Genomic DNA, 14,432 nt, shown 5'->3' with positions numbered 1-14,432 from the left:
TCAGATGCCCAGCACCTTGGCCACGTAGTCCGCGTCCTTGTCGCCGCGGCCCGAGAGGTTGACCAGGATGTGCTGGTCCTTCGGCAGGCCGGGCGCCACGCGCATGGCCCAGGCCACGGCGTGGGCGCTCTCCAGCGCGGGGATGATGCCCTCCACGCGCGACAAGGTCATGAATGCCTCCAGGCATTCCTTGTCGGTCACCGCCTCGTACTGCACGCGGCCGATGTCCTTGAGGTAGCTGTGCTGCGGGCCCACGCCGGGGTAGTCCAGGCCGGAGGCGATGCTGTGCACCGCGGCCGGCTGGCCTGCGGCGTCTTCCAGCACGTAGCACTTCATGCCGTGGATCTCGCCGGGCTTGCCCATGCTCAGCGTCGCCGCGTGGCGGCCGGGCTTGTCCGTGCCTTCGCCCGAGGGCTCTACGCCCACCAGCTTCACGCCGGTATCGTTCAAGAAGGCCGTGAAGATGCCCATGGCGTTGCTGCCGCCGCCCACGCAGGCCGCCACGTAGTCGGGCAGGCGGCCATGCCTGGCCTGGAACTGCTCGCGCGCCTCGCGGCCGACGATGCTCTGGAAGTCGCGCACCATCATCGGGAACGGGTGCGGGCCGACGACCGAGCCGATGGCGTAGAGGTAGTCGGTGGGGTTGGTCAGGTATTCCTCGAAGGCGCTGTCCACGGCCTCCTTCAGCGTGGCCGCGCCGCGCGTCACCGCCACGAGCTTGCAGCCCAGGATGCGCATCTTGGTGACGTTGGGGTGCTCCTTCTCGATGTCCACCTGGCCCATGTGGATCTCGCACGGAATGCCCACCAGCGCGCAGGCCGTGGCCAGCGCCACGCCGTGCTGGCCGGCGCCGGTCTCGGCGATCACCTTCTTCTTGCCCATGAACTTGGCCAGCAGGGCCTCGCCCAGGCAGTGGTTGATCTTGTGCGCGCCGGTGTGGTTCAGGTCCTCGCGCTTGAGGTGGATCTGCGCGCCGCCCAGCTGCTCCGACAGCCGCCTGGCGTGGAAGATCGGGCTGGGCCGGCCCACGTAGTCGGCAAACAGCTGCGCCAGCTCGTCCTGGAAGTCCTGCCGGCGGGTGATTTCGGCATAGGCGGCGTTGATGTCGTCCATAGCCTGCTTGAGGTGCGGCGGCACCAGCTGGCCGCCATAGGGACCAAAGAAGCCCTGGGCGTCGGGCATGGGGGCGAAGTCGGTAGAGGCAGTCATCGCAGTGGAGGAGGGTGGTTGAATTGGGAAGGGCCTGCGGGGCGCAGGCCGGCGGCACGGCGCAATATACGCGCAGATCCATCACGTTCCGGGCCGCGCGCCGCCAGGGTTGTCCCGATGGGCGCCAGAATTCAGCCATGCACTTGAAGCCCTACGAAAGCGTGGACGGCGTGCCGTTCACCGCCATGCGCGAAGACATCGTCCGCGCCCGCGGCCGGCCGCGCAGCGAGGAACGCAACGGCGTAGGCCTGACCGCGCTGGACTATGGCGGCGTGGTCTACCGCTTCCAGGATGGCGGCAGACTGGAGGAAATCACCGCCCGCGCCCGGGCGCTGCACCTGGGCACCGTGGCCGTCCCGTTCGCCAGCCTGGCCGCCTTCGTGCGGGCGGGCGACGATGCGGCCTTCGAGCGCGCGGGCTTTCTCGTCAGCCCGCGCTACGGCATCGCCTTCGTGCCTGGAGAGTCCTGCTGGGTGACTGCGCTGGCGCGGCACTGCCTGCCGCAGTGGGAGGCCATGGGCGCTTGAGGAGTTCCGATCCGACTCATGTTTGTCGAATGCAATGGCGGCATTCGACTACGGCAGTCAGGCATTCTCGGCTGGTATGCCAGCATCGGCGGGCGCGGAAGCCTGCGCAACCGTTGAGGCATCGGGTGCGGAACCCTTGGCGAGCTTGCGCTGGTTTTTTTCTTCCTTCTTTTTCTTTTTCTCAAGTTCGCGCTGACGTTTTTCGAAAGAATAATTGGGCTTGGCCACGCACACCTCACAGGAATTTGGCTTTGAGGATCATGATACCACCGGGCCTGCCTGAATCCTTGGGCGCATACCCGGCTCCTTGCAGCCACGCTGGACCGGCTCGGGCGTCGAATCGGATTCGATGGCCGGAAATGTTATGGGAAAAGAACAGTGTGCTATAAAAAACAGAGCAATTGGTACTGAATGGCGAAATGCCGGAAGGCCGCCTGGCAAGAAGCAGTGCCTATGGGCGGGCCCGGTCGACAGATGCACGGCGACGGGTCTATCCCTCAATTCTGTCCAGCCCCGTCTTTGTAAAACAGCGCGTCGTATTGAAAGAACGGCACTTCATCGGTCAGGTTGGATTTCCTGATTGGGGAAATGATCTTGTTCTTGTAGCCATGGGATGACATGAGTCTGAAAAGCTCTTCTTTCGACGATCCAAGCTGTTGCAGGGTGTTTTCTGATATTTCGCAAATCACGTCTGGAGCATCCGGCCGCGATAGAATCGCAGAGGCCCCTTTCAACGCCAGGACTTCGGCGCCCTCGATGTCGATTTTTATGAGTCTGATGGGCTGGGCGGACAGTTGGCTGTCCAATGTATCGAGGTGAACGGAAAATTTCTCCCCCGAGCCTTCTCGTAAAGAGCCGCCGCCAATATTCGATGCATTGGCCACATGGAATTCGGCAATGCCGCGCTTGTCGGCCAGGCCGACGGGCCGGACATCTATGTTTTGCCTGTTGTTGATTTCAATATTTCTATTCAGCTGCGCAAGGCACGTGGGATTGGGCTCGAATGAAATGACTTTGCTGCAGATTTGCGATGCCAGCAATGAAAAATATCCAACATTTGCCCCTATGTCGACAAAGACATCGTCTGTTTTAAGTCTCGATAAAATTACACGGCCAACGTCGTCGTCCCATCGGCCGGTCACGAAAATCGTGTGCTGAATGAAATCCCTGGTGTTCAGATGCATCAGGAAGCCGTAACTTGTCCGTGCAACGGTCTCTATTTTGTGGGTCCGCTCGTTTAACCACTGCGAAAAACGCCACTTGCCGGCTTCCAGGGGGAATCGGCGCATGTACAGGAGCAGAAGATTCACGCCGATATTATTGATGGGCATTGTTTTCAGCTCCTTTTGCAGGATCGGCCATGTTCTTCTCTGGGGCATGGCGCTGCAGACAAATCGAGAAAGAAAACACAATGCCCTTCATGCCAGATAAAAAAGGCGCCGTAGCACATGCTACAGCGCCCGTTCCGCGGAGGGTTTACAGAAAAACCCGACTCACCCCTTTTTCTGCAGCATCTTGATCACGCTCGAAAAGTCCTCGCCCCCATGCCCCGCGAGGCTGTGCGCCGCGTAGAGCGCGCGCGCCAGCCCGCCCAGGGGCGTGCTGGCCTTCACGGCGGTGGCGTTTTCCTGGGCCAGGCCCAGGTCCTTGAGCATCAGGTCGGTGCCGAAGCCGCCGGTGTAGCCGCGTGTGGCGGCGCTGGCCTCTTGCACGCCGGGGTAGGGGTTGTAGACCTCCAGCGCCCAGTTGCCGCCGGAGCTGCGGCGCATGATCTCGCTGAGCACCTTGGGGTCGAGGCCGTTGGCCACGCCCAGCGAGATGGCTTCGCTGGTGCCGATCATCAGGATGCCCAGCAGCATGTTGTTGCAGATCTTGGCCGTCTGGCCCGCGCCCACGGCTCCGGCGTGGAAGATGTTCTTGCCCATCTTTTCGAGCAGGGGGCGCGCGCGCTCCAGGTTGGCGTCGCTGCCGCCGACCATGAAGGTGAGCGTGCCCGCGATGGCGCCGCCGGTGCCGCCCGAGACGGGCGCGTCGATGAAGGCGATGCCTGCGGCTTCGGCCGCCTTGGCGGCCTTCTGGCTGGTGGCGGCGGCGATCGTGGAGCTGTCGATCACCAGCGTGCCCTTGGCGATGTGCTGCAGCAGGCCGCCCTGGCCGTCCTTGCCCAGGTACAGGCCCTCCACGTGCTGGCTGGCGGGCAGCATGCTGATGACGGCCTCGGCGCCCTGCACGGCGTCCTGGGCGCTGGCGGCGACCTGCAGGCCCTGGGCCTTGACCTGGGCGCAGGCGTCCGCGCTCAAGTCGAAGGCCTTGATGGCGTGGCCGGCCTTGTGCAGGTTGATGGCCATGGGGGCGCCCATGTGGCCCAGGCCGATGAATGCGATTTGCATGGTGGGTCTCCTGTGATGAATGAAGGGTGACTAGCGGGAAGGGGGAGGCGCGGAGCGCCGGGGCGTGGCCCTGGCCTGCGGGTTGTAGGCCAGGGCTGCGTCTATCCAGTGGCGCCACTGGGCGCGCGTGGCGTAGGCGGCGGGCGTGACCCAGAAGTAGCCGGACATGCCGCCGCGCGGGTCCAGCTCGCGCAGGCCGGGGGTTTCGGCGATGGCCGCGTGCTGCGGCGGCGGCAGGCGCACCAGCAGCTCGTCGCCCTTGACGGCCAGGCAAAGCTTGCCGTCCACCATGAAGGCGTGGCTGCCGAAGAGCTGGCGTTCCTCCACGCGTGCCCGCGCGTCCAGGCGCTCGGCCAGGGCGTCCTGCACTGCGGCGATCAGGTGCAGCGTTTCGTCGGACAGGGGGCGGGCGGGCATGGTGGTATGTGGTTGAAAAGGCCGCAAGCGCCCGTCCATCAAGCGCTGGCAGCTCTTTTATCGATAGCTATCGGACTGCATCCGGTGCATCGCCGTCGAGCATGCGCCTGCCGATGATGACGCGCATGATCTCGTTCGTGCCCTCCAGGATCTGGTGCACGCGCGCGTCGCGCAGCAGGCGCTCCAGCGGGTATTCGCGGATGTAGCCGTAGCCGCCGTGCAGCTGCAGCGCCTCGTTGACCACGTTGAAGCCCGCGTCGGTGGCGAAGCGCTTGGCCATGGCGCAGTAGGTGGAGGCGTCGCGTGCGCCGGCGTCGAGTTTGCTGGCGGCCAGCCGCACCATCTGGCGCGCGGCGATGAGCTCCGTGGCCATGTCGGCCAGCTTGAACTGCAGGGCCTGGAAGCTGGCGATGGGCTTGCCGAACTGCTTGCGCTCCTGCATGTAGCGCTGGGCGTGGGCAAGCGCGCCCTGCGCCGCGCCCACCGAGCAGGTGGCGATGTTGATGCGCCCGCCGTCCAGGCCCTTCATGGCGATCTTGAAGCCCTCGCCCTCGCGGCCCAGCAGATTCTGCGCGGGGATGCGCACGTTGTCGAAGCTGATCTGGCGCGTGGGCTGGCTGTTCCAGCCCATTTTTTCCTCCTTCTTGCCGTAGTGGATGCCCGGCAGGTCGGCGGGCACGGCGAAGGCGCTGATGCCGGCGGCGCCCGATTGCGCGTCGCCCGTGCGGGCCATGAGGACGAGCACGTGGGTGCTGCCCGCGCCGCTGATGAAGGCCTTGCCGCCGTTGATGACGTACTCGCCGCCCACGAGTTCGGCGCGGGTCTTGATGGAGGCGGCGTCCGACCCGCTGCCGGGCTCGGTCAGGCAGTAGCTGGCGAGCTTGCGGCCGCTGGTCAATGCCTCGCCCCATTCGGCGCGCACCGCATCCTGGGCCCAGGTGCCCAGCATCCAGGTGGCCATGTTGTGGATGGTGATGAAGGCGGTGGTGCTGGGGTCCACGGCGGCCAGTTCCTCGAAGACCAGCGTGGCGTCCAGCCGGGGCAGCTGCAGGCCGCCGACGGACTCGGGCGCGTACAGGCCGCAAAAGCCCAGCTCGCCCGCCTTGGCGATGGCCTCCACCGGGAAGATGCCCTCGGCGTCCCAGCGCGCGGCGTGGGGGGCCAGCTCCGCCTGGGCGAACTGGCGGGCGGTGTCGGCAAAGGCGCGCTGGTCTTCGCTGAGTTCAAAGTCCATGGCGGTGCTCTCCTTCTCTCGTCGCTTATTCGTTGTGCGGCGGCGCTTCGCCGTGGTGCAGCCAGTGCATCAGGGCCTGGCGCCGCGCCCGGGTCTGCGCCACCAGGCATTCGTGGTACAGGCGCGGCCATTCGGGGCGCTGCTCCTGCGCGCGCTGCGCCTGCTTGCACTGCGTGATGCGGGCGCGCTGCCAGGCCTGGTGGTCCTGGCGCAGGGCGGGGCGCTCGTGGGCCGACAGGGCGCGCATCACGTCGCCGTACAGGATCTGCAGGGCGGTGTCCGCCTCCTGGTAGTCGCGCACGGCGCAGGCGTTGGTCTCCTCCACCGAACCGCCGGGGCGGCAGGCGCCGCCGGCCTGCGCCCAGGCGGCCGTGCCGCCGAGGCACAGCGCAAGGGCGAGGGCGGCAGCGCGCGGGCCGGTCACTTCAGGCTGATGGTGGTGTTCACGCCGTGGTGCAGCGTGCTGTCGTCGAACCAGCGTTCGGTGACGGTCTTGGTCTGTGTGTAGAACAGCACCACCTGCTTGCCGTAGGGGCCCAGGTCGCCGAGCTTGGAGGCGCGGCTGCCGGTGAACGAGAACAGCGGGACCGGCACCGGCACGGGCAGGTTGATGCCGACCTGGCCCACGTCGATATCTTCCTGGAACATGCGCGCGGCCGCGCCGGACTGCGTGAAGATGGCCGTGCCGTTGCCGTTGGGGTTGGCGTTGATGAACTCGATGGCCTGCTCCAGGTCGTCGGCCGCCACCACGCACAGCACGGGGCCGAAAACCTCCTGGTCGTAGATGCTCATGCCGGGCTTGACGCCGCTGAAGATCGTCGGGCCGACGAAGTTGCCCTTCTCGAAGCCGGCGATGCCGGGGTTGCGGCCGTCGAGTTCGAGCTTGGCGCCTTCCTGCACGCCGCGCGCGATCAGGCCCTCCACGCGCTCGCGCGCGGCGCAGGAGATCAGCGGACCCAGGTCGGCGCCCGGGGTGGTGCCGGCCGAGACCTTGAGCCCCTTGGCCTTCTCGACGAAGTCGGGCAGCCACTTCTGCGCCTCGCCCACCAGCAGCACCACCGAGATGGCCATGCAGCGCTGGCCGGCCGCGCCGAACGAGGCGCCCAGGATGGCGTTGATGGACTGCTCCTTGTTCGCGTCGGGCATGACGATCGCATGGTTCTTCGCGCCCATCATGCATTGCACGCGCTTGCCGGCCAGGCTGGCGCGGTTGTAGACGTGCGTGCCCACGCGGGTGCTGCCCACGAAGCTGATGGCCTTGATGTCCGGGTGGTCGCAGATGGCGTTGACCACGTCCTCGCCGCCGTGCACCACGTTGAGCACGCCGGGGGGAATGCCGGCTTCGAGCGCCAGCTCGCACAGGCGCATGGTCACCATCGGGTCCTGCTCGGAGGGCTTGAGCACGAAGGTGTTGCCGGTGGCGATGGCCATGGGGAACATCCACAGCGGGATCATGGCCGGGAAGTTGAACGGCGTGATGCCCGCGCACACGCCCAGGGGCTGCAGCACGGTGTAGGTGTCCACGCCGCTGGCCACGTTGTTGGCCAGCTCGCCCAGCTGCAGGTTGCCGATGGCGGCGGCGTGCTCCACCACCTCCAGGCCGCGGAACACGTCGCCCTCGGCGTCGGGCAGGGTCTTGCCCTGCTCGGCCGTGAGCAGCGCGGCCAGCTCCTTCATGTTCTCGCGGATCAGCTGCTGCAGCTTGAGGAAGATGCGCGCGCGCGTGCCAATGGGGGTCTTGCGCCAGGTCTTGAAGGCCTCCTTGGCGTTGGCGACGGCGGCATTCACCTCGTCGGGCGTCGCGAAGGGCACGCGCGCCAGCACCTCCTGGGTGGCGGGGTTGACCACGTTGCGCCATTGGGTGGTCTTGGATTCGACCATCTGGCCGTTGATCAAGAGCTTGACGGTAGGGGCTTGTACGGCGGTGGATGCATCCATGGCGCGGGTCTCCTGTGCTGAAGGTGAGTGAACGGGCCCTATGGTAGTTGTGCGAAATTACCCATGCAATAGACAATTGTGCACCTTGGCTTTGCAAATATGCACATTCGTGCGAAGAGAGGGCTCCACCATGGACTGGGACAACCTGCGCTACTTCCTGGAACTGGCCCGCACCGGCACCCTGGCCGCCGCCGCGCGCCGCACGGGCGTGGAACACACTACGGTGGCGCGGCGCATCCAGGCGCTGGAAAAGCAGATGGGCGCGCCCCTGTTTGCGCGCGAGGCCGCCGGCCACCGCCTGACCGAGGCCGGCCGCCACCTGCTGCCCGCCGTCGAGGCCATGGAGGCCGCCGTGCTCGGCGTGGAGCGCGCATCGCCGGCCAATGCGTCCGCCGCCGGCCCGTCGGGCCTGGTGCGCGTGGGCGCCACCGAGGGCTTCGGCACGCTGATCCTGGCTCCACACCTGGCGCGGCTCACGCAGCGGCACCCGCACCTGTCCATCGACCTGCTGGCGCTGCCGCGCATGCTGCACCTGTCGCGGCGCGAGGCGGACATCGTCATATCGCTGGAGCGCCCCAAGCGCGGCTCGGTCATCGTCACCAGGCTGGCCGACTACACCCTGCGCCTTTACGGCCAGCGCGAATACCTGGCACGCCGGCCGCTGGTGGCCACGCGCGAAGACCTGCGCCACCACGCCTTCATCAGCTACGTGGACGACCTGCTGTTCACCAAGGAGCTGCAGTTCCTCGACCAGCTGTACCCGCCCGAGCGCTTCGCCCTGCGCAGCACCAGCATCACCGCCCAGTACGAGGCCGTGCGCGCCGGCGCGGGCTTGGCCGTGCTGCCCGCCTTCCTGGCCGACCGCGACCCCATCTTGGCGCGCGTGCTGCCGCACGAGGCCGCGTTCACCCGCACCTTCTGGATGAGCATGCCCGCCGAGGCCAAGCACCTAGCGCGCATGCAGGCCGTGTGGGCGTTCCTGAAGGAAGTGGGGCAGAAAGAGGCCGGGCTGCTGGTGCCGGATGCGCCGCATAAACCCGGATGAGCGGGAGGGTGCCCGGCCTGCGCACAATGCCAGGGCAGGGCACCGAAGGCGGCGCCCGGGGAGCCGTTCCATGAATTACTTGCGAAAAGTGCTTCTAACGCCTTTCCGGAAAGCGCATGCAGCTACTGTTTGCGTAGCGATCGCCATGCTTGCCAGCAGCGGTGCGCATGCGCAGGACGGCGCGCCCGTGCAGCCCGTGGCGGCGCGCAGCCGCGCGTCGGCGGAGGTGGTGGCCTCGGGCCTGGAGCATCCCTGGGGCCTGGCCTTTCTGCCTGGCGGGCGCTTCCTGGTCACCGAGCGGCCCGGCCGCCTGCGTGTGGTGGAGCCCGGCGGGCGCCTGGGGCCGCCCCTGGCCGGTCTGCCGCAGGTGGCGGCGGGCGGGCAGGGTGGGCTGCTGGACGTGATCACCGACGCGGACTTCGCGCGCAACCGGCGCATCTTCTTCTGCTACTCCGAGCCTGCCCCGGAGGGCCGCGGCAACGGCACGGCCCTGGCCAGCGCCACGCTCGCGCCCGATGCGCCGGCGCTGCAGGACGTGAAGGTGCTCTTCAGCCAGTCGCCCAAGGTGGCGAGCCAGCTGCACTTCGGCTGCCGCATCGTGCAGGCGCCGGACGGCAACCTGTTCCTCACGCTGGGCGAGCGCTTCAGCCGCAAGGACGACGCCCAGCGGCTGGACGGCCACCTGGGCAAGGTCGTGCGCCTGGCGCCCACGGGCGGCGCCGCGCCCGGCAACCCGCTGGCCAGCCGCGCGGGCGCGCTGCCGGAGATCTGGAGCTGGGGCCACCGCAACCCCCAGGGCGCCACCTGGGGGCCGGACGGCAGGCTGTGGATCCACGAGCATGGCCCGCAGGGCGGCGACGAGATCAACCGCCCCGAGCCCGGCCGCAACTACGGCTGGCCGGTCATCACCTACGGAGAGAACTATGGCGGCGGCAGGATTGGCGAGGGCACGGCCAAGGCCGGCATGGAGCAGCCGCTGCACTACTGGGTGCCGTCGATCGCGCCCTCGGGCATGGCTTTTCTCACCAGCGACCGGTACGGCGCGGCCTGGAAGGGCAGCCTGTTCGTGGGCTCACTCAAGTTCGCGCGCCTGCACAGGCTGGAACTGCGCGATGCGCGCGTGGTGCGCGACGAATACCTGCTCGACGGCCTGGGCGCGCGCATCCGCGACGTGCGCCAGGGGCCGGACGGCTGGCTCTACCTGCTCACCGACAGCCCCGACGGGCAACTGCTGCGCCTCAAACCCTGACGGCGGGGTGCGCACCGCCTGCGACAATGGCCGCCTACACCCCTGAACAGAAGATCGACCGCCATGCTGCTTGATGCCTCCGAATCCCAACTCGTGCTCGTGGACTACCAGGAACGCCTGATGCCCGCCATCTTCGAAGGCGCGGCCGTGCTGGCGAATGCGCGGAAGTTGGCCCGGATCGCGCAGCTCGTGGACGTGCCCGTGTGGGGCACAGAGCAGAACCCCTCGCGCCTGGGCCCCAACGATGCCGAGCTGCGCGCCCTGTGCCGGCGCACGCTGGCCAAGATGCATTTCAGCGCCGCCGAGGAGGGCCTGGGCGAGTGGCTGCGCCCGGCGCCCAAGCCCCAGGGCGGCAACGCGCGCAGCCTGCCCAAGCACCTGCAGAAGGCCCGCGAGCAACAGCAGGTCTCCGAGCGCGCCAGCATCGTCATCGCCGGCTGCGAGGCGCACGTGTGCCTGCTGCAGACGGCGCTTCAGCTCATCGAGGACGAGTTCGAGGTTTGGGTGGTGACGGACGCCTGCAGTTCGCGCACCGAACGCAATCGCGACGCCGCCTTCGACCGCCTGGCGGGTGCGGGCGCTGAGCTGGTCACCACCGAAATGGTCGCCTTCGAATGGCTGCGCGGCTGCGAGCACCCGGCGTTCAAGGACATGCTGGGGCTGGTGAAGTAACGGGGCCCCCACGCGGGCGGCAGCGTCAGCTTTCTGCAAGCGCGACATGAATAATTATGGGTTTTGGATGATCGACCTTCCGCGCTGGGGTGGCGCGGCACGCTTCCAGGAGACAGCACCATGGCCGCCGAGCACAGCAACTACGCCGATTTCTACCGCCGCTCCATCGACGAGCGCGACGCCTTCTGGGCCGAGCAGGCCCGGCTGATCGACTGGCATCAGTCTCCCAAGACGATCTGCGACTATGGCAAACCGCCGTTCGCCCGGTGGTTCCCCGACGGCACCACCAACCTGTGCCACAACGCGGTCGACAGGCACTTGGCCGCGCGCGCGCAGCAGAGCGCGCTGGTGGCCATCTCCACCGAGACCAACACCGAGTGCGCCTACACCTACGCCGAGCTGCACCAGGAGGTGCAGCGCATGGCGGCGGTGCTGCAGGCGCTGGGCGTGAAGCAGGGCGACCGCGTGCTGATCTACATGCCCATGATCGCCGAGGCCGCCTTCGCCATGCTGGCCTGCGCGCGCATCGGCGCCATCCATTCGGTGGTGTTCGGCGGCTTTGCCTCGTCGTCGCTCGCCTCGCGCATCGAGGACGCCGAGCCCGTGGTCATCGTGAGCGCCGACGCGGGCTCGCGCGGCGGCAAGGTCGTGCCCTATAAGCCGCTGCTGGACGAGGCCATCGACCTGTCGGCGCACAAGCCCGCCGCCGTGCTGATGGTGGACCGGGGCATGGCCCCCGCCGCCATGCGCGCGGGGCGCGACCACGACTGGGCGGCGCTGCGCGCGCAGCACCTGGACGCCCAGGTGCCCTGCGCTTGGGTGCAGGCCGCGCACCCAAGCTACACGCTCTACACCAGCGGCACCACGGGCAAGCCCAAGGGCGTGCAGCGCGACACGGGCGGCTACACCGTGGCGCTGGCCGCGAGCATGCGCCACATCTTCCAAGCCAACGCGGGCGACACGTACTTCTGCACCAGCGACATCGGCTGGGTGGTGGGCCACAGCTACATCATCTACGGCCCGCTGATCGCCGGCATGACCACCATCCTCTACGAAGGCCTGCCGATCCGCCCCGACGCGGGCATCTGGTGGAGCATCGTCGAGAAGTACAAGGTCACGCACATGTTCTCGGCGCCCACGGCGGTGCGCGTGCTGAAAAAACAGGACCCGGAGTACCTGAAGAAATACGACATCGGTAGCCTCAAGGCCCTGTGGCTCGCCGGCGAGCCGCTGGACGAGCCCACGGCCACCTGGATCAGCGGCGCGCTGCAGGTCCCCATCATCGACAACTACTGGCAGACCGAGACCGGCTGGCCCATCCTCACCCTGTGCAACGGCGTGCAGCAGCAGGCCTCGCGCTTCGGCAGCCCCGGCAAGGCGGTGTACGGCTACAACGTCAAGCTCATCGACGAGGCCACGGGAGAGGAACTTACCGCGCCCAATCAGAAGGGCGTGGTCGCCATCGAGGGGCCGCTGCCCCCGGGCTGCCTGCAGACTGTGTGGCGCAACGACGAGCGCTTCGTGAACACCTACTGGAAGAGCATCCCCGGCCGCCTGATCTACAGCACCTTCGACTGGGGCATACGCGACGAGGACGGCTACTACTTCATCCTTGGGCGCACCGACGACGTGATCAACGTGGCCGGCCACCGCCTGGGCACGCGCGAGATCGAGGAATGCATCGCCGGCCATCCCAACATCGCCGAAGTGGCCGTGGTCGGCGTGGCCGACCAGCTCAAGGGCCAGGTGGCCATGGCCTTCGCCGTGCCGCGCGACGCCTCGGGCCTCACCGACGCCGCCGCGCGCCTGAAGCTCGAGGGCGAGGTGATGAAGCAGGTGGACGGCCAGCTCGGCGCCGTGGCCCGTCCCGCGCGCGTGCTCTTCGTGACCCAGTTGCCCAAGACGCGCAGCGGCAAGCTGCTGCGCCGCGCCTTGCAGGCCGTGGCCGAGCGGCGCGACACGGGCGACCTGACCACCATGGAAGACCCGACGGCGCTGCAGCAGATCAAAGACCTGCTGGGCTGAACGGGCAATCCCCGTCTGCTTTTGTTTTGATAGCTTCCAGCGCCCGGATGGCGGGCTCTGGAGGCTTTTTTTATGGGTTGCCCGCAGGCTTGAGCAGCGTGGATTCGAGCTTGTTGGCCAGCTGCGCCACGGCCAGGGCGGCCGGGCAGCCGGGCATCTGCAGCATCAGCAGCTGGCGGCGCATCACGGCCTCGCGCACCGAGGAGTCGGCCGGGATGTCGCCCATGTGGATCAGGCGCACGGGGCGGCCCGAGTCGGTGGTCACGAAGCGGTCCAGCACCTGCTGCAGCTGGCCGGTGATGGCGCGCCCGTCGCCGGCGCGTGCGGCCTGGTTCACCACCATGCGCACGTGCTGGCGCTTCTGCTGGGTGGCCAGCACCTTGATCGCGGCGTAGGCGTCCGTGAGCGAGGTGGGCTCGGGCGTGGCCACGATGAGCACTTCCTGGGCCAGCGACACGGAAAACAGCACCACGTCGGAGATGCCGGCGCCGGTGTCCAGCAGCACCACGTCGTACTGCGGCGCCAGGGTCTGGATGACGTTGAAGAACTCGTTGCGCACCTCGGGCGTGAGGCGCGAATACTCGACCATGCCCGAGCCGGCCAGCACCACGGAAAAGCCGCCGGGGGCCTTGATCACGGCGTCCTCCAGCTGGGCCTTGCCGGTGAACACGTCGTGCAGCGTGGTCTTTGGGTGCAGGTTCAGCACCACGTCCAGGTTGGCCAGGCCCAGGTCGGCGTCCAGCACCAGCACGCGCAGCCCGCGGCGGGTGAGCGCGGCGGCCAGGTTCGCCGATACGAAGGTCTTTCCGACGCCGCCCTTGCCGCTGGTGACGGCAATGATGCGCGCGTCGACCGGCGCCGCGGCGACAGGCGTGGGGGCGGTGGCCGGGGCGGTGGCGCCGGCGGAAGGTGTCGGTTGTGGGGACAGCGCGTCGGTCATCACTGGGCTTTCAATAGGCGCTGCTTGGGGATGGGTCCAGGGGCGGGGGCAGGTCGCCCCAGCCCGTGGGGGTGTATAGCGGGCCGAACAGCAAACTCTTTTCCTCCGCGCTCACGCTGCTGTCGGGCTGGTCCTCGATGCTGACGCGGTTGCGGCCGGAAAGCTTGGCCTTGTACAACTCGGCATCGGCGCGGTCGGTCCACAGCGCGGTGGTGCTGCGGATCCACTGCAGTGCGAAGGCGCCGCCGATGCTGACGGTGACGTTTAGCGTCAGCGACGGGGAAACGTACACGGGCGTGGACTCGATCGCGCGGCGCACGCGCTCGGCAACCACGCGGCCGAAGCCGAACTGGCATGCGGGCAGCACGATGGCGAATTCTTCCCCGCCGTAGCGGGACACGGTGTCCATGGGGCGCACGCACGATTCGAGCGTGCGCGCGACCGACTGCAGCACGATGTCGCCCGCGAGGTGGCCATGGCAGTCGTTGACCTGCTTGAAATGGTCGATGTCGAGCATGAGCAGCAGCGCCGCCTCTCCCGAGCGGGCGACGCGGTCGAGCTCGCGTTCGAGCACCCCATGCACGTGGCGCCGGTTGGGCAGGCCGGTGAGAGGATCCTTGAGCGAGAGCTCGCACAGGCCGTTGATCAGGTTCTGCAGGTACAGCGCCGGCGACTGTTCGTACAGCGCCGCTTCGGAGCCCAGCGATTGGGCCACCAGCGCATGTGCCGTGGCCAGGCTCAGGTCACGCAGACGAACGGAAGCTGAGGACGCGAGATCGGTCACAA

The 14,432-nt window shown here is 67.7% G+C and carries 15 protein-coding genes; 5 read left to right on the top strand and 10 right to left on the bottom strand.

Going from position 1 to position 14,432, the window contains the following annotated elements:
• Nucleotides 1-1,209 (bottom strand): tryptophan synthase subunit beta, encoded by a 1,209-nt coding sequence (trpB, locus tag ALIDE2_RS14300; RefSeq protein WP_013519384.1) that lies wholly within the window; start codon nt 1,207-1,209, stop codon nt 1-3.
• A 137-nt stretch (nt 1,210-1,346) separates the two neighbouring features.
• On the opposite strand from trpB, the gene ALIDE2_RS14295 reads away from it, so the two are divergent.
• Nucleotides 1,347-1,736, top strand: coding sequence for a hypothetical protein (locus ALIDE2_RS14295; protein WP_013519383.1), 390 nt, complete (start codon nt 1,347-1,349; stop codon nt 1,734-1,736).
• A gap of 57 nt (nt 1,737-1,793) precedes the next feature.
• Here the strand turns inward: ALIDE2_RS14295 and ALIDE2_RS25190 are convergent, their stop codons facing one another.
• The 7 genes from ALIDE2_RS25190 to ALIDE2_RS14265 all read right to left on the bottom strand — a co-directional run bounded on the left by ALIDE2_RS25190 (nt 1,794) and on the right by ALIDE2_RS14265 (nt 7,715).
• Complete coding sequence (locus tag ALIDE2_RS25190; protein ID WP_013722392.1) at nt 1,794-1,964, bottom strand: hypothetical protein; 171 nt, start codon at nt 1,962-1,964, stop codon at nt 1,794-1,796.
• A gap of 269 nt (nt 1,965-2,233) precedes the next feature.
• Nucleotides 2,234-3,115: an FkbM family methyltransferase gene (locus ALIDE2_RS14290; RefSeq protein ID WP_238530023.1), complete on the bottom strand. Its 882-nt coding sequence runs from the start codon at nt 3,113-3,115 to the stop codon at nt 2,234-2,236.
• A 114-nt stretch (nt 3,116-3,229) separates the two neighbouring features.
• Complete coding sequence (gene mmsB, locus ALIDE2_RS14285) at nt 3,230-4,126, bottom strand: 3-hydroxyisobutyrate dehydrogenase (protein ID WP_013519381.1); 897 nt, start codon at nt 4,124-4,126, stop codon at nt 3,230-3,232.
• A gap of 30 nt (nt 4,127-4,156) precedes the next feature.
• Nucleotides 4,157-4,543, bottom strand: a complete 387-nt coding sequence (locus ALIDE2_RS14280) for a TfoX/Sxy family protein (RefSeq protein WP_013519380.1) — start codon at nt 4,541-4,543, stop codon at nt 4,157-4,159.
• A 67-nt stretch (nt 4,544-4,610) separates the two neighbouring features.
• Nucleotides 4,611-5,777, bottom strand: a complete 1,167-nt coding sequence (locus ALIDE2_RS14275; RefSeq protein ID WP_013722390.1) for an acyl-CoA dehydrogenase family protein — start codon at nt 5,775-5,777, stop codon at nt 4,611-4,613.
• A 25-nt stretch (nt 5,778-5,802) separates the two neighbouring features.
• On the bottom strand, nt 5,803-6,201 hold the full coding sequence (locus tag ALIDE2_RS14270; protein ID WP_013722389.1) for a lysozyme inhibitor LprI family protein: 399 nt from the start codon (nt 6,199-6,201) through the stop codon (nt 5,803-5,805).
• Nucleotides 6,198-7,715 carry a CoA-acylating methylmalonate-semialdehyde dehydrogenase gene (locus tag ALIDE2_RS14265; RefSeq protein ID WP_013519377.1) on the bottom strand — a complete coding sequence of 506 codons (1,518 nt, stop codon included), beginning with the start codon at nt 7,713-7,715 and terminating at the stop codon, nt 6,198-6,200. The genes ALIDE2_RS14270 and ALIDE2_RS14265 overlap by 4 nt, the downstream gene beginning before the upstream one ends.
• Before the next feature lie 130 nt (nt 7,716-7,845).
• Here ALIDE2_RS14265 and ALIDE2_RS14260 point away from each other — a divergent pair, with 130 nt between their 5' ends.
• From ALIDE2_RS14260 to ALIDE2_RS14245, 4 genes are all read left to right on the top strand, one after another.
• A complete protein-coding gene (locus tag ALIDE2_RS14260) occupies nt 7,846-8,760 on the top strand; it encodes a LysR family transcriptional regulator (protein WP_013519376.1) in 915 nt (304 codons plus the stop codon).
• 145 nt (nt 8,761-8,905) lie between these two features.
• Nucleotides 8,906-10,009, top strand: coding sequence for a PQQ-dependent sugar dehydrogenase (locus tag ALIDE2_RS14255; RefSeq protein ID WP_013722388.1), 1,104 nt, complete (start codon nt 8,906-8,908; stop codon nt 10,007-10,009).
• A 63-nt stretch (nt 10,010-10,072) separates the two neighbouring features.
• Nucleotides 10,073-10,681: an isochorismatase family protein gene (locus ALIDE2_RS14250; RefSeq protein ID WP_013722387.1), complete on the top strand. Its 609-nt coding sequence runs from the start codon at nt 10,073-10,075 to the stop codon at nt 10,679-10,681.
• Between the two features lie 120 nt (nt 10,682-10,801).
• Entirely contained in the window at nt 10,802-12,706 is a 1,905-nt protein-coding gene (locus ALIDE2_RS14245) for a propionate--CoA ligase (protein ID WP_013722386.1), read from the top strand.
• 70 nt (nt 12,707-12,776) lie between these two features.
• Here the strand turns inward: ALIDE2_RS14245 and ALIDE2_RS14240 are convergent, their stop codons facing one another.
• Entirely contained in the window at nt 12,777-13,646 is an 870-nt protein-coding gene (locus ALIDE2_RS14240; RefSeq protein ID WP_013519372.1) for a MinD/ParA family protein, read from the bottom strand.
• Nucleotides 13,647-13,656: 10 nt separating this feature from the next.
• Complete coding sequence (locus ALIDE2_RS14235) at nt 13,657-14,430, bottom strand: GGDEF domain-containing protein (protein WP_013519371.1); 774 nt, start codon at nt 14,428-14,430, stop codon at nt 13,657-13,659.
• Nucleotides 14,431-14,432 lie beyond the last annotated feature (2 nt).

Source organism: Alicycliphilus denitrificans K601, from assembly GCF_000204645.1.
GTDB classification, from domain to species: domain Bacteria; phylum Pseudomonadota; class Gammaproteobacteria; order Burkholderiales; family Burkholderiaceae_C; genus Alicycliphilus; species Alicycliphilus denitrificans.
Note: the sequence above shows the minus strand (reverse complement) of the source record. Positions and strands in the feature narration are given on the sequence as shown.